Annotated in this window: 20 protein-coding genes and 1 pseudogene; 13 read left to right on the top strand and 8 right to left on the bottom strand. The window is 70.6% G+C overall.

All coding sequences use genetic code 11. From position 1 onward, the window contains the following. Window positions 1–88: 88 nt before the first annotated feature. Entirely contained in the window at window positions 89–250 is a 162-nt protein-coding gene (locus ABTZ03_RS41140) for a hypothetical protein (protein ID WP_502894756.1), read from the bottom strand. A 319-nt stretch (window positions 251–569) separates the two neighbouring features. On the opposite strand from ABTZ03_RS41140, the pseudogene ABTZ03_RS41135 reads away from it, so the two are divergent. After that, window positions 570–1,010 (top strand): annotated as a pseudogene (locus ABTZ03_RS41135) (hypothetical protein); the annotation flags it as partial. Window positions 1,011–1,053: 43 nt separating this feature from the next. On the opposite strand, the gene ABTZ03_RS41130 reads toward ABTZ03_RS41135, so the two are convergent. Continuing rightward, window positions 1,054–1,665, bottom strand: a complete 612-nt coding sequence (locus ABTZ03_RS41130) for a hypothetical protein (RefSeq protein ID WP_350518365.1) — start codon at window positions 1,663–1,665, stop codon at window positions 1,054–1,056. 448 nt (window positions 1,666–2,113) lie between these two features. Between ABTZ03_RS41130 and ABTZ03_RS41125 the strand changes: the two genes are divergently transcribed. Beyond that, window positions 2,114–2,380, top strand: a complete 267-nt coding sequence (locus tag ABTZ03_RS41125) for a hypothetical protein (RefSeq protein ID WP_350518364.1) — start codon at window positions 2,114–2,116, stop codon at window positions 2,378–2,380. A 131-nt stretch (window positions 2,381–2,511) separates the two neighbouring features. Then, a complete protein-coding gene (locus ABTZ03_RS41120; protein WP_350518363.1) occupies window positions 2,512–2,700 on the top strand; it encodes a hypothetical protein in 189 nt (62 codons plus the stop codon). A gap of 503 nt (window positions 2,701–3,203) precedes the next feature. On the opposite strand, the gene ABTZ03_RS41115 is transcribed toward ABTZ03_RS41120, so the two are convergent. After that, complete coding sequence (locus ABTZ03_RS41115; RefSeq protein ID WP_350518362.1) at window positions 3,204–3,632, bottom strand: DUF7144 family membrane protein; 429 nt, start codon at window positions 3,630–3,632, stop codon at window positions 3,204–3,206. Window positions 3,633–3,719: 87 nt separating this feature from the next. On the opposite strand from ABTZ03_RS41115, the gene ABTZ03_RS41110 reads away from it, so the two are divergent. Further along, window positions 3,720–4,094 carry a hypothetical protein gene (locus ABTZ03_RS41110; RefSeq protein ID WP_350518361.1) on the top strand — a complete coding sequence of 125 codons (375 nt, stop codon included), beginning with the start codon at window positions 3,720–3,722 and terminating at the stop codon, window positions 4,092–4,094. Window positions 4,095–4,720: 626 nt separating this feature from the next. On the opposite strand, the gene ABTZ03_RS41100 is transcribed toward ABTZ03_RS41110, so the two are convergent. Both ABTZ03_RS41100 and ABTZ03_RS41095 read right to left on the bottom strand, forming a co-directional pair. Beyond that, window positions 4,721–5,497 (bottom strand): DUF427 domain-containing protein, encoded by a 777-nt coding sequence (locus ABTZ03_RS41100; protein WP_350518360.1) that lies wholly within the window; start codon window positions 5,495–5,497, stop codon window positions 4,721–4,723. Window positions 5,498–5,733: 236 nt separating this feature from the next. After that, window positions 5,734–6,231, bottom strand: coding sequence for a winged helix-turn-helix transcriptional regulator (locus ABTZ03_RS41095; RefSeq protein ID WP_350518359.1), 498 nt, complete (start codon window positions 6,229–6,231; stop codon window positions 5,734–5,736). A gap of 92 nt (window positions 6,232–6,323) precedes the next feature. Here ABTZ03_RS41095 and ABTZ03_RS41090 point away from each other — a divergent pair, with 92 nt between their 5' ends. Together ABTZ03_RS41090 and ABTZ03_RS41085 are read left to right on the top strand one after the other, a co-directional pair. Further along, window positions 6,324–6,818, top strand: a complete 495-nt coding sequence (locus ABTZ03_RS41090; protein WP_350518358.1) for a hypothetical protein — start codon at window positions 6,324–6,326, stop codon at window positions 6,816–6,818. Window positions 6,819–7,028: 210 nt separating this feature from the next. Then, on the top strand, window positions 7,029–7,337 hold the full coding sequence (locus tag ABTZ03_RS41085; RefSeq protein WP_350518357.1) for an alpha/beta fold hydrolase: 309 nt from the start codon (window positions 7,029–7,031) through the stop codon (window positions 7,335–7,337). Window positions 7,338–7,734: 397 nt separating this feature from the next. Here ABTZ03_RS41085 and ABTZ03_RS44340 read toward each other — a convergent pair whose 3' ends face one another. Continuing rightward, the gene (locus ABTZ03_RS44340; RefSeq protein WP_502894758.1) at window positions 7,735–7,962 is read right to left on the bottom strand and encodes a DUF8825 domain-containing protein; all 228 of its coding nucleotides are present in this window, start codon (window positions 7,960–7,962) and stop codon (window positions 7,735–7,737) included. Between ABTZ03_RS44340 and ABTZ03_RS41080 the strand changes: the two genes are divergently transcribed. The 4 genes from ABTZ03_RS41080 (at window position 7,955) to ABTZ03_RS41065 (ending at window position 11,054) form a co-directional block, all read left to right on the top strand. Then, on the top strand, window positions 7,955–8,164 hold the full coding sequence (locus ABTZ03_RS41080; protein WP_350518356.1) for a hypothetical protein: 210 nt from the start codon (window positions 7,955–7,957) through the stop codon (window positions 8,162–8,164). The two genes, ABTZ03_RS44340 and ABTZ03_RS41080, sit on opposite strands and share 8 nt — an antisense overlap. A gap of 148 nt (window positions 8,165–8,312) precedes the next feature. Continuing rightward, window positions 8,313–8,489 (top strand): hypothetical protein, encoded by a 177-nt coding sequence (locus ABTZ03_RS41075; RefSeq protein ID WP_350518355.1) that lies wholly within the window; start codon window positions 8,313–8,315, stop codon window positions 8,487–8,489. Between the two features lie 211 nt (window positions 8,490–8,700). Further along, complete coding sequence (locus tag ABTZ03_RS41070) at window positions 8,701–10,128, top strand: PLL family lectin (RefSeq protein ID WP_350518354.1); 1,428 nt, start codon at window positions 8,701–8,703, stop codon at window positions 10,126–10,128. A gap of 578 nt (window positions 10,129–10,706) precedes the next feature. Next, window positions 10,707–11,054, top strand: a complete 348-nt coding sequence (locus tag ABTZ03_RS41065; RefSeq protein WP_350518353.1) for a hypothetical protein — start codon at window positions 10,707–10,709, stop codon at window positions 11,052–11,054. Window positions 11,055–11,374: 320 nt separating this feature from the next. Here the strand turns inward: ABTZ03_RS41065 and ABTZ03_RS41060 are convergent, their stop codons facing one another. Together ABTZ03_RS41060 and ABTZ03_RS41055 are read right to left on the bottom strand one after the other, a co-directional pair. Then, complete coding sequence (locus tag ABTZ03_RS41060) at window positions 11,375–12,937, bottom strand: APC family permease (RefSeq protein WP_502894755.1); 1,563 nt, start codon at window positions 12,935–12,937, stop codon at window positions 11,375–11,377. A gap of 33 nt (window positions 12,938–12,970) precedes the next feature. Next, window positions 12,971–13,117 (bottom strand): hypothetical protein, encoded by a 147-nt coding sequence (locus ABTZ03_RS41055; RefSeq protein WP_350518351.1) that lies wholly within the window; start codon window positions 13,115–13,117, stop codon window positions 12,971–12,973. A 441-nt stretch (window positions 13,118–13,558) separates the two neighbouring features. Here ABTZ03_RS41055 and ABTZ03_RS41050 point away from each other — a divergent pair, with 441 nt between their 5' ends. The 3 genes from ABTZ03_RS41050 (at window position 13,559) to ABTZ03_RS41040 (ending at window position 16,069) form a co-directional block, all read left to right on the top strand. Beyond that, window positions 13,559–13,987 carry a DUF2690 domain-containing protein gene (locus ABTZ03_RS41050; protein WP_350518350.1) on the top strand — a complete coding sequence of 143 codons (429 nt, stop codon included), beginning with the start codon at window positions 13,559–13,561 and terminating at the stop codon, window positions 13,985–13,987. Window positions 13,988–14,317: 330 nt separating this feature from the next. Further along, window positions 14,318–14,668 carry a hypothetical protein gene (locus ABTZ03_RS41045; protein ID WP_350518349.1) on the top strand — a complete coding sequence of 117 codons (351 nt, stop codon included), beginning with the start codon at window positions 14,318–14,320 and terminating at the stop codon, window positions 14,666–14,668. A gap of 156 nt (window positions 14,669–14,824) precedes the next feature. After that, window positions 14,825–16,069 (top strand): MFS transporter, encoded by a 1,245-nt coding sequence (locus ABTZ03_RS41040; RefSeq protein ID WP_350518348.1) that lies wholly within the window; start codon window positions 14,825–14,827, stop codon window positions 16,067–16,069. Window positions 16,070–16,096: the final 27 nt, after the last annotated feature.

Below are 16,096 nucleotides of genomic sequence, written 5' to 3'. Positions count from 1 at the left end.
ACGAGGCCGACAGATCCCGTTGAGGACCCGAGGTCAGTCAGGCGGTGGGTCAGACCTGTCCGGGAACCGCTCATGAACATCCTCACTGTCAGGCGTCGCTGTAGTCGGCGATCACGTCGAGCGTGGACTCCACCGAGCTGAGCTGGGTGTTCAGGTGCTTGATCCAGCGGCCCTTGGGCTGCAGGACGGCGTGCGGGGCGACGACGCCGGTGATGAACCGGCGGATCTCGGTGAGCTTCTCGCGGATCACCGCGACCTCGTACGCCTGGAGCTCGACTGGTGAAGAGGCAGTGCTCCGACCCTGCGCTCTTCGGGTCGGAACAAGCGCACTGCCCGCGCCTCAGGCGGGGTCTTGAGGATCCGTTGGTGACTGGGCTAGCGTTCGGGGATCTGCCAGCACCGGCATCGTCAGGAAGTCCACATGCCTCGCCGGACACCGGGCGAGATCAGGTCCCAGCTGCCGCTTCGGGACACAAGGCACGACAGACGAACCGTCATACCGGGGCTGTCTGCGTCAGCAAACCGACAGATTGCTACGTTCGAGCGCGGACGGGGCTTGCCAAGGGGCGATGTCGCCCTCGCGTTCCGACGCTGGGCTCTGCGAGCAGGCCGACCCCGTAGTGCTGAAGAGTGGCACTTCGGGTATTCGGATGTTCCCACCGGGCATATCCGCACGCTGCTCGAAGTGGCGGCCTGGAATCTTCGGTCCCGGGCCCGACGAGAACTGCTCGCCGCGCTGGCCCCCGTCGACGCCCGCATCCTTCGCAGAACAGTTAACGACCCGTTCGCTCCACAGCACCTGCCGTGGTGGCAACGGCGCATCGAAATTTGAGCGGCCGGGGCCGATTGAGGCCCATCCGACGCCGCTGTGCGACGTCTCGGCCGAGCACCTCGCGTTCTTCGCCCTGGAGGACGACGGTCGCACCCGCACGATCACGACCAACGGCATCACCTGGCGCAACCGCCCTTACATCGCCCCCTGGACGGTCGGCCACACCGATACCAAGATCCGCCTGCGCCATCTCCCTTACCACGACAGCGAGATCGAGGTGTTCAACGCCGCCACCGGCCACCACCTCGGTGCCGCCTGTCTCGCCGAACCGGCGAGCCCGGAGCAGGTCCGCGCCCCGTTCTCGCTCGCCGGCTACAGCTGCGTCCACCCGCCCGCCCGCTGCTGCTGAGCGGGTGCCAGACGGGGGCTGCGGGGCCGCGTTGGACCAGGTCCTCGATCCGGGCGGCGTCGGCCGGGACGGCGGTGAGGAGCTCGGCGGTGGCCGAGGCGGCCAGGCCCAGGGTACGGGCGCGGTACGGCGTCGCCGGGGCGACGCCCAGGCGCAGCAGGAACGGGACGAGCAGCGGGGCGCTGGCGTTGACCTGGTAGTCCGGGAACAGGTGACTCGCCAGGTCGGAGAGTGCGCGGCTGGCCGTGGCGGGGTCGGCGGAGCAGGCCTGGATGAGCATGCGCTTCACCGTCAGGCCGTCGCCCGGGCCGTGCCCCAGGAGACGGAAGCGTTCCCAGGGGACCTCGTCGAGGAGGAAGCCGTCCTTGACCTGCAGCGGCATCTGGGTGAGTACCGCCCGGGAGTCCAGCCTGCTGCCCTCGTAGACCTCCCACCCCTCTTGGTTTATTCGTTGCAGGTCCCACACCAGATCATCGCCCGCCATGCCCGTCCCCTCCGAAGATCGACAACCATGCCTGCCATCCGGTACCGACAGCGGTCGACGGCGGCGATTCCACCCGCCGCCCGGGTGGCGAACGCCTCCGTGTGGCCGTGCTGGACCGAGCGCGGCGTCGACGGCCTGGACGGCTGGGTGGCCTTGAGAGGACCGGCGCGCCCGAGGCGGTGCACCGGCGCTGACCTCACCGCGCGCCTTCCTCCGGCTCCGGTAGCCCGCGGACGCCTTCATGGTTCGCCCGTGCCGGGGTGCGGCGGCTTCACTGGCACCCCGGGGTCACGGCTGCGGTTCAACCCCGGGTCGTGAGCCGTGCGAGGGCCGCGTCGTACCGTGCCCGGACCTCCGCGTCGGGTGTTGCGCGCAGCAGCGCGGTGAGTGCCCGTACCGCGCCGTCGTCGTAGCCGGCGGACTCCGCCTCCCGCGCGGCGAGGTCGAGTTGGGTGATGCCCTCGGTGCGGTCGCCGAGTCCCAGCAGTGCTTCTGTGTGGTCGCCGGTGCCGTCATCGGCGCCGGCATGGGCGCGGGCGACTACTGGGGAAAGACCAGGTTCGGGAACGACGGTGGCTGGAGCCGCCGGGACCTGTACGTCAACATGGGCTGGTTCTCCTTCGGCGGCGCCGCCGGCGGATTCTGGGGCGCCGGCCGGGGGGCGATGTCCTTCTTCCGTGGATCGGGCGCGCGTCGCGGAGCATGGCGGTGGTAGACCCGTCACGCCCAGCGCACGGAGCCGAGAAGTAACGCCCCTGGGTGGCCGACCGGCAGTCGTACCGCCGTCGGCCACCCACTAGCATCGACGATCGGAGAACTGTTCGTGATCAAAGCGGAAGAGTGCTCATGAAGTTGAAGTTCCTCGGAGCCGTCATGGCGTTCTGCGCACTGGGAGCCGTGGTGTCCCTCCTGTGCAAGAGCTCCGGACTGGTGGACGGATCAGGTCCGCAGGGCGCGATCTGGGTCTTCATCACCGTCGCGGGCGGCGTGTGGGCGCAGAAGCGCTACCTGTCACGTCGCGGTGACCGCAACTGAAGACCGGTGCCGGTGAACCGCTACGCCGTGGCCACCCTGGCGACGTTCGGCCTGCTGCTGCTCGTCACCGTCGTGTTCATGGTGCCGTGCTCGGGTGGGGTGCCCAACTGACGAGGGCGTTCCGCCGGAACCGCCAAAACGCCCGTGCCGATGAAGGGGACGAGGGACCGGTGGACCGCTACTGCAAGGCCGCGATAAAGACGTTTGGCTTCCTGTTGTGCATCGCCGTCCCGACCCTGCTGGTGGACCTCGCGCCGGCGGACACCGGACCGGGTTCGGCGCTTCGCACGGCCGGCGGGTTGCTGCTGGACCTCGCTCTGATCTCGTGGGGCGGCTACCTGGCGAGGTCATACCTCAGGAGTCGGTAGCACGCGCCGGACACCGCACGAGAACGGCCCCACCCGGACGAACCGGGTGGGGCCGTTCTCGCGCCCGGGGCCTGGCCAAGGCCCCGCACCGCGGCGGCCACCGGAGGACTGGACGAGGAGGGCCCTCAGGAAACGTCAGCTCTCCTCTCTGGTCGTTCCGACACACAGTGCCCAGATGACGAAGGCGTCGATCGTGATCAGGACGACCGCCCAGAGCGGGTAGTAGGGCAGCCACAGGAAGTCGGCGATCATTCCCAGTACGGCGAGGACGACACCGACGACGCGGGCCCAGACGGCGCCGCCGAACAGCACCACGCCCGTCACGACGATGACGATCCCGAGGATCAGGTGGATCCAGCCCCACCCTGTGGTGTTCATCGAGTACACGTAGCGCCGGGTGACGACGATCAGGCTGTCCTCGGTGATACCCGCGATCCCCTGGAAAATCGCCATGGTACCGCCGGCGATCAGCATGATCGCCGCGAAGACGGTCCACCCGGTCGCGAAAGGACGGTTCTCGGGCCCCCGGGCGGAACCGCCCGGTTTAGTGGTGCTGCTGGTCATGACCGCCCAGGGCGTCAAGGGACGCGTCCGCATCGAACCCTGACCAGGGACACAGACCACAGCACCGAGAGAATCGAGAACAGCCCCGTGGGATCCACCTTCTACGTCAGCGCCGACCGCGAGCATGCCGGACCCTGGACCTTCACCGGCGAGCAGGTCAAGGACTGCGTCCGCCGGCACTGGCCGAATGCGACCGTGAGTGCAGCCTTCGAGAACTTCCTGGAGATCCACCTCGAAGCCGTGCCCGGCGAGTGGGCGGAGCTGTCCTTCAACCTGCGGCACGGCGCGTTCTCGTTCGAGGACCGGGAACCGCACTCCGCACCGCTGACCGTCCTCCACACCGTGCTGCGCGAGCTCGCGCCCACCGTACCGGTGGTGTGGTGGATCGACTACGACGCCGACCTCCAACCCCTCGACCTGGCCGGCAGTCTGGCCGCGTTCATCGACAGCTTTCCCGCTTAGCACCAGGCCAGGCGCCCCCTCACCGGTCCAGGGAACCATCCACCTCGGTGCCATCTCAGGGACCACTCGGGCACGCTCTTCGATCGGGACCGGGCCCAGCGGCCGGCCGGGGAACGGGGAACTCCATGTGGCGCCCCATACCCGGCAACGACGGCAGGACCACCTGCGAGTCGCCCCTCAGCCGGACGCCCACGACACGGGCGCAGGCACGCCTCAAGCCGGGTGACGCGGCAGCACCCGTCAGGGATCGCTCGCAGTTGGGACACCGTTGTCGGAGCAGGCTGGAACACTTCGGTGCCGCACTACTGCACAGGCCGGCACGGCGTACCCGACACACCGGCCATCCTCACCGGGATCGGACCGGGCCTACTCGTCCCGCGGCAACCGCGCCTACCTGCGCAGACGCCGGACCAAGGCCGTCATCCCGGAGAAGAAGGACCAGGCCGCCAGGATCCCGCACCGGCGGCAGCGGCTCGATCACCGACCACTGGGTATCAGTCAACGACGAGGCGTGGAACGGCTTGCAGGCACAGGCACACACAGAGGTGGTCGTCGCGGTCGACACGACCGCGACGACCACCCACCCGGCCTCACACCACGCAGTCGGTCGAGTATCCGACACTTCCTCAGGCCGGTCGCTTCGGCCGCTCGATGGCCTTCCCCTCCACGAACAGGTCGACCCGCTCGTTGTAGAAGGCGACCAGGCCGGCGATCGGCTGGACCTCACGGGTGGGGAAGTCGTAGTACCAGGCGAGGTCGGGGTGCAGCCGCCGGCCGATCCTGGCCGACCAGTAGCCGCTGGTGGTGCCCTTGTAGGGGCAGGAGGTGACGGTGTCGCTGGGCTCCAGCTTCGACAGGTCGCAGTCGGTGGGGTTGAGGTAGTAGCGGGTCGGCAGCCCGGTCTCGAAGAGCAGCACGGGGGAGGCGGACTCGGCCAGTACCACGCCATCGCGTTCCACCCGCACGGTGCGGGTGGAACGAAGCGCGTCCACCCGGACGTACGGGTTGCGCGGGTGTACGAAGACCTGCTCGTCCTCCTCGTACCAGGAATCCAGTGCGGCCCAGTCGAACCGGACGGTGTCGGTCAGGCCCGGGACCGGCGACTCGGCCAGTACCCGGGCCGCCTTGGGCCGTACCGCCCCGCCCGCCCGGAGCCCGAACCACCGCACCGTGCCGCGGCTGGTCTCCTCCGGGGCGGCCTCCTCGTCCGGTACCAGCAGCTCCGCCCGGACGTCGTCCAACGGGACGTAGAACTGCGGGTAGAACGGCTTCTCCCAGACGTACCGTGCCTGCACCGTGTCGAGGACCGTCTCGCCGCCCAGGACCGCGCGGACCCGTCGGGGCACCGCCTCGACGTGGTTGACCGGCACCCGTACCGGTGGCAGATTCAGCTGATCACCCATCAGGGCCTCGCCTCCCGGCAGTCAAGAGTAGCCGCTGCAGCCCGGGCCGCCGTGGTAGGAGGTGGCGTCGTGGATGCAGATCTCCTGGTCGCTCAGCCGAATCCACCAGTCCCATTCGGGGCCGTCCTCGGCACCTCGCCGTGCCGGTGGTCCGCGAAGGTCCGAACAGCGCCGCGTCCCAACCGCGCGCGGGCAGCGGGCCGGGCCTGCTCGAACCCGAACTCCACGGCTTCGGGTCAGGATGACGGTGCGTCAACGAAGCGTGCGCCCGGCCCGGGGGTGCGGTGGACGTCCTCCGGGGCGAGATGGTCGTGTCCCGCGGCGCACTCCAGGATGACCCTGACCGGCGCGTCGCACGTGCTCGCACCGTCGTCGGGCCGGTGCCGGACGATGACCGACGGCCCCTGGGGGTCGGCGAGGTACCTGTCCCCCCACTCCAGCAGCGCGAGGAGCGTCGGCCGCAGCGCGTGGCCCTGCTCGGTGAGCTGGTAGGCGAAGCGCTGCCGGTCTCCGGGCTCCTGGTAGGGCACGCGGCGCAGCACCCCGGCCGTCACCAGGGTGTCGAGCCGGCTCGCCAGGAGGTTCTTGGCGATCCCGAGGCGGGAGTGGAACTCCCCGAACCGGCTGGCCCCGTCCAGTGTCTCCCGGACGATCAGCAGTGACCAGCGCTCCCCCACCACCGAGAGGGCGCGCGCCACCGAGCAGTTCACCGGATCGATCCGCCGCGTCTCCATGGCACCAGCATACCGATCTGGGTTTACGAACTGCACTCAGCTGCGCTAGCCTCCGGGCTAAGTTTAAAAACTAAACTCAAAGGAGTACGGCCGTGCCCATGCTCGACGTGTACATCCCCGACGGCGCCCTCCAGCCCGAGGCCGAGGCGGCGCTGATGAACCGGATCACCGAGATCCTGATCAGCAACGAGGGGTTCGACCCCGCCGACCCGGCGGTCCGGTCCGTCTCCTGGCTGTTCCTGCACCGGCCGGCCGCCGTGTACGTCGGCGGCGAGTCCGCGGACGCGCCCCGCTACAAGGTCGTGCCCTCCGTGCCCGAGGGACAGCTCGACGGGCGGAAGCGCGCGGGCGTCATCGCCGAGGTCGCCGAGGCGATCCTGGACGCCGAGGACGGCGCCTGGCCGCGCGACCCCGGCCGCGTCTGGGTCTTCCCCACGGACATTCCCGAGGGACACTGGGGCGGTTGGGGGCAGATCAGGCCCCTCGCGACCATCCTCGCCCGGATCCTCGGCGACACCGGGCGCGCCCGCACGCTGGCGCGCGAGCGGATCGCCGCCAGCCGTACCGAGCGCACCCTCCTGCCCTGACCCGGGTCCCGGCTGGACGTCCCGCGACGTCCAGCCGGTCCGGGCACTGTCACCGCTGAGCCGCCGCATCCGTGCGGGCGCGGCACCGGTGTGTGTCGCTTCAGGTGGCGCCGAAGACCGTTGCACCACAAGCGACTTGACAGCGTTCTTTCGGCAGCCTGTCAGCGTTCTGCCGGTGGGTCGCCGGTCGCCCGGCGCACGATGGTGCGCATGACCGGACTTCTCGCAGCATCCGACGACACCCCTCCCCTCACGGCCCTGGACGACGGATCCGGCCCCAGCCTGCTGGTGGTCCACCCCGGTGGCGGGGACGCCACGGCCTGGGACGGCGTCATCCGCCACCTGACCGACGACTTCCGCGTCGTCAGGATCAACTGGCGGATCTACACTCCCGACGCGGAGATCGCCCTGCTCGACCCGTCGGCCTTCGCCGGGCTCCTCCTCTGCGAACCGCCCATGCCCACTCGGGAGTTGATCGCCGGGGAGGCGGCCGCACGGGCCCGGCCCTCGCCGACCTGACCGCCCTCCTCGCGGACCGCGCCGTCCTGCTCCGGGCGGAGGACCGACCTCAAGCCCCTGTACGACGCCCTGCGCCACCTCAAGCTGAACACCGGGCCCCTTCTGCCCTCCGGGTACGGCCGTGTACACCGCCTGCAGGCGCTCGCCACCCTGTGGCGGGCCGACGTCGACCCCAACACCGGCCACCCCCGTACCCCCACCCCGCCCGGCACCGCCGACCGCCTGCTCTACCTGCTGCGCCGGATGGCCACCTCCGCCCCCGTCCAGCACACCGGCGAGCCGCCCCGACCCGCCGTCTGCTGAACGGAACGAGCGAGACGCCGGCCACCGTCACGGTGGCCGGCGCTTTCTGTCCTTCGACGCCGGTCAGGGCCCGGCACGTGAGCCGGTTCGCCGACTACGCCACCTCGCCCGACGACACCGGATCGTCGATGTGTTGGAGCTGGGAACGGACGGCGACACGATCCTCACCCGACAGCTCAGCCCAGTGCTCGTCGGCCCACACGAGACGGGAAGCCTGCCGCTCGGCCCCCTCCAGCCGGGCGCACTCCGCCCGTTGCTCCTCACTCAACCCCTGCCGCGCCGCTCGTGCACCGGGAGTCCAGCCCGACGCGGTCGTGGGGATCCACCTCCTCGCCGACTCCCTGGCCGCCGCCGAACAGCAGGCGGCCGAGCTCTGCCGTCGCGCCGTGAACGAGCTTCCCGAGCTGTGCGGCTGGACCGTCGGCCGCGTCGGCGTCCCCCTGGTGGCTCCCTTCTACGAGCGGCCGCTGTCCGGATCCGGCTTCCTCGGACGGATCAGTCCAGGGACGTTTCCGTCCACCTGAAAGCTCTTCCACTCGCTCTGAGCTGCGACGAAGCTAGTACTCGCCAGCAGGGAACGACACCCGGCAGGCAAGACCGGAGGAAGCGTCACCGCGGGACGCGAGACCGGAAAATCCCTTCCGTCAGTACGTTCGTAGAGGACTGAACCCCATGCTTCGCACTCGTCTCACCAAGGCCGCCGCGGTCGCCGCCCCTGCCGTCGCCGCGCTCGCTCCGGCCCTGGCCGCCTCCGGCACCGACTCCGCGCCGGCTGCCCACACCACCGCCACCACGGCTTGGGAGGCCCCCGCGCCGGGTTCCACCCCCAGCACCACCGCCTGGGAGTAGTCCCGTCCGGCCCGCGCCACCCGGCCGCCGCGCCGCCTCCGCATCCACCCCCGGCGCCTCGCGCTCGCGCCGCCCCTGACTTCCGCCGCCCACCCCGCCGTCAGACCGCTGCTCCTGCAGGGCAGCCGTCCGGCCCCCGGGCGAACACACCCATCGCATTCACCCACTGCCACGGCACCGCCATGCCCAGGTGCCGACCAGGAGAACTCACATGTCTGCCAAGGCCTCCAAGCTCATCCGTGTCGCCCTCGCCGCCGCCATCGCTGCCTCCGGCGCGATCGCCACCACCGCGGTGACCGTCACCACCGCCTCCGCAAGCTCGGTGACCAGCGGTCAGATCTCGCGCAGCGAGATCCTCGCCCGGGCCCAGTACTGGTACGGCAAGTCCATCGGCTACAACCAGGGCGGCTCCTACCCCGACCAGCAGGGTGCCTACTACCGCACCGACTGCTCCGGCTACGTGTCGATGGCCTGGCACCTGCAGACCCCGGGCCTGAACACGCAGGGCCTGCCGGGCGTGGCGACGGAGATCCCCCGCAGCCAGCTGAAGCCGGGTGACATCCTCAACTCCTACTACGACCACGTGATCCTCTTCGAGAAGTGGGACGACGCGGCGCACACCACCTTCTCCTACTACTCGTTCGGCTCCACCCCGGTGAAGCACCGCACGGGCGTCTCCATCAGCGCGCCGTCCTTCGACAGCCACCCGAACGGCGACTACAAGGCCTACCGCTACAACAAGGTCATCGACGACGTCTCGACCTCCTGGGACGTCAACCAGGCGGTCACTGCCTCCGCGACCGGAAGCACCACCCGGCTCAACCTGATCGGTTCAGACGGCGCGCTCTACAACACCGACGGCAACTACGCCAGCGGCAGCTGGACCAACCAGTGGGCGCGCCTGGACGGCAGCGCGCTGAAGGCGGTCACCAGCGTGAGCCTCGGCAACGTCGTGCACGTGTTCGCGCTGGGTTCCAACGGGCAGGTCTACGGCAAGGACGCCGACTACAACACCGGCGCATGGAGCAACTGGACCGAGGTCCCCGGCGGCGCGGCCGGCGCGACCTCGCTCGCCGCCTCGATCACCGGCACCACCGTCCACCTGCAGATCGTCGGCTCGGACGGCGCGCTGTACGGGACCGACGGCGACTACGCCGGCGGTGGCTGGAGCGGCGCCTGGGGCCGGCTGGACGGCAGTGGGCTGAAGGCGCTGACCAGCGTCTCCAACGGCAACGTGGTGCACGTGTTCGCCTTGGGTGCCGACGGCCGGATCTTCGGCAAGGACGCCGACTACAGCATCGGCAAGTGGTCCAACTGGGCCGAGGTCCCGGGCGGTGCGGCCGGTGCCAAGGGCCTGACCGCCTCTATGACCGGCAACTCCGTGCACCTCGAAATCATCGGTTCGGACAACGCGCTCTACAACACGGACGGCAACTACTCCGGCGGCGGCTGGACCGGGACCTGGAGCAAGATCGACACGCGTCAGATGAAGTCGCTGAGCAGCACGGTCATCGACAACGTGATGCACGTCTACGGGGTTGGCACCGACGACCACGTCTACACGATCGACGCCAACTACAACACCGGCCAGTGGAACAGCTGGGCGGAGGTCCCCGGCGGAGCCGTCGCCACGTCCTGACCCGCCTGCTCCGCGCGTGCCGCCCGGCCCTTCCGAGGGCAGGGCGGCACGTCCGCGTTTCAGGCCGCCGCGCCCTGCGGGTGGCCGCCGCCCGCCTGCCCAACAACCCGACCGGTCCCCGGCGGCGATGGCCGCCGAACTGTCCGACCAGACACGCCGCCTGAGCCCGCTGGACCTGGAGGACACCGGCGTCCGAGCCGCGCTGCGCCTGACACTGCGGCGGGTTGGGGCGTTGGTCGGCGGGGTGGGTCGCTGCGCTGTGCTTCTCCCTTTCGCGGCCGCCTGGTGGCGGCCGCCGTGTTGGTGCTACCGGCCGCACCGCTCGTACCGGTGGTCCTCGTGGTCCTGGTCGTGGTCCCGGCTCTCCGCTGCTGCTGTCGGGCTGTGTGTTCGTGGCCTTGGCTCCGGGCTTCGGTCACTTCGGTCACTGGCATCGTCTGGTGGTTCCGGGGAGCGGTCGCACCTCGCCGTTGCGGGCGCCGCCGGGTCGGGTGGCCGGGGACACCTGGGTACCTGATCCGTCCCGGTTGAGTAGTCGCGCTCATGTGTGGTCCGGTTCGGCACGGTGGGATCGGTCCATGGACAACATCCCGACCGGATCCGCAGCGCCCCCGCACGACCGTGACGCGTGGAGGGTTCCGCTCGTCGCGACGGCCCTGCTGCCGTTCTGCCAGATCCTCTACTGGTACTTCGTACTGGTGCGCGCGGTCGCGGTCGATCAGTGCATGCCACGCGGTGCCTGCGGGCGGGACTGGGGCCTGCAGTACGACGCCGCCTACGCCCTGATGGGCGCACAACTGGCGCTCATCGCCACCGCCTGGGTCCTGCCGCCCCGGATGCGCTGGGCTCCATGGCGCTTCGTCGCCTCCGCCGTGAGCGTGATGTGTGGCCTGGCAAGCAGTGTGGCGATCCAGAACCTCGGCTGAGGACACCTTCCAGCTCATGATCCGTCGGCCTGCAACGGCGGTGGCCTCGGGCCGGCCCGCGCTGCTCCCCTCGTTCGGGGTCCAGACCATCGCGTGGGCTTCGCCCTGTGATGTGGACGCTTCTGAGCAGGGGATCTGCGGGTTCGTGGAGTGGGTGTCCTGATGGGTGCTGCGAGGTGCTCGGGGGAGTTCGAGTGGGACGTGGTGGCGCTGGTGGAGTCCGGCGGGCGGCGCATCCCGTCGGTGGCACGCGAGCTGGGTGCCGGTCCGCCGGCTCCCCGGGCGTGGGAGCCGCCGTTGCGGCCGGGCCGGGTGCCGTGCTACGCCGCACCGGTCCCGGCCCGCCGGCCGTCCAGGTAGCGCTCCTCGATTTCCTTGGGCCCGAACGGCCAGGCCCCCTCCACGCGCGACCAGACGAGGTAGGCGACCAGGCCGAGGAGGACCCAGCCGACGGACCACTCGATCGGGTGCAGGCCCGGGTTGGCCCGGTCCGCGTAGCCGTAGATGACGAGCCAGCCGACGGCGGCCACCACGCTGGGCACCGGGTAGAGCAGCATCCGGTAGGGCCGGGCGAGGCCGGGCTGGCGTCTGCGCAGCACGGTGACGGCGGCGATCTGGGCGAGCGCCTGGATGATCACCATGACGGTGGTGAGCAGGGTGATCAGCACGGTCAGCGGCGGGTGCTTCGCGGAGTTGCCGAGGTGGCGCGCGGCGAGGAAGGCCGCGGCCGTGATGACGCCCATCGCGAGCAGGCCGGCCACCGGGAAGCGGTGCCGGGGGTGGAGGCGCGCGAACGAGCGGAAGAACAGGCCGTCGCGGGCGGCGTCGTAGGGGACGCGGGAGCCGCCGAGCAGGCCGGTGAAGACGGAGGCGAAGGCGGTGACGAGGATGAGGACGGTGACCACGTCCGCCGCGTCCTTGCCGAGGGTGCGCTCCATGACGGCCGAGGCCACCGACTGGGAGGCCGTGTTGCCCTGGTCGAGCATCTCCCGCCACGGCACGACGCCGAGGACGCCGATCTGCAGGAGCAGGTAGATCCCCATGATGGCCACGACGGAGTAGATGATCGCCCGCGGCATCACCCGGCCCGGTTCCCTGATCTCCGCCCCCATGTAGGCCGCGGTGTTGTACCCGAGGTAGTCGTAGATCCCGATGGTCAGCCCGGAGGCGAAGCCGAGCCAGAAGCCGCCGCCGGTGAGGTCGACGGCGTGCGCGGGCCAGGTGAACGCCAGCGAGGGGTGGAAGTGGGTGAAGGCGGCGAGGATGACGGCCGTGACGGCGAGGATCATCACCGCCCACATGACGACCGTGACCCGGCCGACGTTCTCCACCCGCCGCCACAGCAGCAGCACCACGAGCGCGACGACCGCGACCCCGACCAGGTCGCCCTGCCCGGCCGTGATCCCGGGCCACAGGTAGCCGAGGTACTGGACCAGCCCCTGGACGCCGGTCGACATGATCAACGGGATGAACAGCATCGCCGTCCACACGAACAGGAACGGCATCAGCCGCCCGGTCCGGTACTGGAACGCCTCCCGCAGGTACACGTACGTGCCGCCCGAGCCCGGCAGCGAGGCCCCGAGCTCGGCCCACACGAGCCCGTCCGCGAGCGCGAGGACGGCCCCGGCGACCCAGCCGATGACGGCCTGCGGCCCGCCGAAGGCGGCGACCATGAGGGGGATGGTGACGAACGGCCCGATGCCGCACATCTGGCTCATGTTGATGGCGGTGGCCTGGAACAGGCCCACCCGTCTGGACAGTTCGGGGGAGGGGGCGGTGGCAGCCAACTGGGCACCTCCGGGGGGAAGAAGAGGTCGACCGGCTGGGAAAGTAAAGTTCCTTAACTCACCTGGGGTCAAGGCCCGCGCACCGGCGAAAAGCATCGGCGAAAAAACGGCCCCCAGCCGGAGCGCGGGCTACCCGAGGGCGAGCATCGCCCGGGCGACCTCGCCGACCGCCGCGCCGGGCAGCGCGTTGCTGGAGCCGCCGGTGGCCGGCCCCAGCAGGGTGGACCCGGCCCACGGCAGCGCGGGCGTGCCGCGGGAGGCCACGTACTTCGGCACACGGTTGAACAGCTCGGCGATCTCCCCCCTTCTGGTGCGGCCAGTACGAGGCGAAGAGGTCATAGGTGCGCCGCCCGAGCAGCAGGGCGCCCGTGCCCTCGTACGCGGCGAGGATCTGCGCCCCGGTGGTCTCGTTCAGCAGCGGCGCCTGCGAGCCGCCGAACGGGAACCCCTCCGGGTCCTCGTCGGGCCCGCCGGCCGCCTGCCCGACCAGGTCGAGGGTCGCGAACAGTTCGATGCGGATGAGGCCCATGTCGTGCACGACCGGTGAGTTGGTCGTCCCCGTCGAGATGTAGACCGGCGGCACCCGGAAAACTCATCGCCACGCCGACACCCGGTTCTCCCCACCCGCCGCACGCCTCCCTCGGGGGGATGGGCAGCGGACCGCCCCGCGCCTAAACTTGCTTGCACACCAACGGACTTGAAGGGGGAGAAATCGACATGTGGAAGCGCGTCGTCGTCTCGATCGGGTCGCTCGCGGTGGCCCTGGGCGGAACGGTCGCCGGCACGGGCAGCGCCTCGGCGCAGCCGGCCAGGACCTCCTGCCACGCCGCTAGCTGCAACCACCTGAACCCGTACAAGACCTACTGCTCCTCCGACGGACGCGCGGTCTACAGCGCGCACAACGAGCTGGGAGACGTCGTCCACCTCTACTACAGCCCGTCCTGCCGGGCGGTGTGGGCCGAGTCCTGGGCGCCGGCAGGCGACACGATCAGGGTCCAGCGCGCGGGCGACTCCTCGATGTACAGCCAGGACTACACCGACGGCTCGCACGCGTGGACCGGGATGATCAACGATGCCGGGTTCACCGCGCACGCCATGATCGACGACCGCGGTGTGAACGTCTGGGGCCAGACCCCGGATTACTGACCGGCGACGGGAGAACGACGGGAGAACGACGGAACCGCCCCGCCGGCCGAGGCTTGGGTTCCAGTGGTCGTTGCAACACCCCAGCTCAGGGGATGCGATGATCAGTCGCGAGATACGCCGTAACCGGCACCAGGTGAACGGCCAGTCCCGGCCGGTCGCCCAGGGTGAGCCTGGACGGCAAGCTGGAGAAGACGGCCCGCGAGGAGTACCTCGACCGGGTCCTGGCCACGAGCGAAACGGCCTGACCGCGCGTTTGCTGCAACGGCCCCGCGGCCTCGGCCCGTGGGAGGACTCCTCGGCCCGACGGGTCCGCGTCCGTAGAGTCTTGGCATGAAGGACGACGTCACCGAAACCCTGCGCACCACCGCGCAGATCCTCGACTGCTTCCTGGCCCAGTACGAACCGCTGCGGGAGCGCCCCTGGACGTTGCCCCCGGGCAGCCCGCTCGCCGGCGACGACGCCAAGACCGACCCCTACCAGGTCTCCCACAGTGCCCAGCACGCCATCCAGGCCGCAGTCGACCACCTGCACCGCCTGCGCTCCTCGCTCAGCCAGTACGAGAACCCCGAGCGGCCGACCCTGCTCCTGCACTCCTACGGCTCCTTCACACTCCTGCGCGGGGCCCTGGAGAACGGCGCCCGCACGGTGTGGCTGCTGGCCCCCACCACGCGGGCATCGTGATGGCTACCCGTGCAGTCGTCGAACGGCTGCCGTGTCTCTACGCCCCCGGGGGTGGATGGGCTGATGTCGGCGCCCTCGGGGAATGGGCCGAATCGATGATCACACCGACCGGGCGTCTTGCCCTCGACCAACTTGAGGGTCCTATGGTCAGCGGCCATGGCATCACTTGGCACCACGGAACCCGTTGTCTCCCTTCCCTCGCGAACAGTTCTTCCCCGGTCGTATCTGTTCTGGCTCGCGGGGACCCGAGCCTCTCTGGTCGGTGACGCGGCCCTCTACTTCGCTCTCGGCTGGGCGGCCAGTGCCCACGGCGGTCAGATGGCCGCGCTGGTGCTGACCGCGATCACGCTGCCGCGGACCGTGCTCCTGTTGCTGGGCGGGGCGGTAGGTGACCGCTTCGGCGCCCGGCGCGTGATGATCGCCGGTGATGTGGTGATGCTCGCGGCTGTACTCGCCCTGGTCGTGGCGGCCCGGGCCTGGGGGACGCCGCCGTGGATGCTGCTGGGGTTCGCCGCTGTGGTCGGGACCGTCGATGCGTTCTATCTCCCGGCGACGGGATCCATGCCGCGCCGTCTGGTGAGCAAGGAACAACTGCCCCGGGCGATGGCCCTGCGGCAGGCCGGCGGCCAGGTGGCCTCCCTGCTCGGGGCCCCGCTGGGGGCGGCGCTGGTGGCGATGGCAGGCCTGAGCGGGACGGCCCTGGTCGACGCGGGCAGCTTCGCCGCCGTCCTGGCCGTCATGGTGTGGGTGCGCCCGGCGGCCGAGGCGGAGCGGTCCCCTCGCGCTGAGAGCCTGTTCGCGGGGATCGCCGACGGGGTGAGGCTCGCGGCGACGGATCCTGTCCTTCGCCCCGCACTGCTGCTGACGGCAGCGGCTGCGGCGGGGCTGCTGCCGGCGGTTGCCCTGCTCAGCCCGTTGCTGGCCCGTTCCGGCGGCTGGGGCCCGGGATCGGCGGGTTTGGTCGCCGCAGGGCAGGGTGCCGGAATACTCCTGGCCGCGCTGCTGGCTGCCCGCCTGGGTCCTATGCGCCGGATCGGTATGGGCACGAGCCTGGGCCTGGCCCTCGCCGCGGTGGGACTCGCCGGACTCGCGGCGGCTCCGGCCCCTGCCGCGGCCATCGCCGCGGCAGGGGTCGTCGGCGCGGGGTCGGGCATGTTCGCGTGCCACATAGGCCCGCTGGTCCTGGCCGGCGCCCCGGACACGCACCTGTCGCGGGTCCAGTCGCTGCTGACGCTCGTGCAGAGCTTGGCGCTGGTGGTGGCGAACAACGTGCTGGGCTGGCTCGCGAACGCGGCCGGTGCCAGGAGTGCGATCGTGCTGTGTGCTGTCCTCGGCTGCGTGGCCGGAGCCACCGGTTTGGCCTCGACGTCACTGCGGGGTCTGCATCAGGCCGGGTCATAGACCGGGCGTCGAGGACGAGCGCGCCGG

Source organism: Kitasatospora sp. NPDC096077 (assembly GCF_040303245.1).
In the GTDB taxonomy this organism is placed as follows: Bacteria; Actinomycetota; Actinomycetes; order Streptomycetales; family Streptomycetaceae; genus Kitasatospora.
The sequence above is the reverse complement of the archived record's forward strand: the minus strand, read 5'-3'. Positions and strand labels throughout refer to the sequence as shown.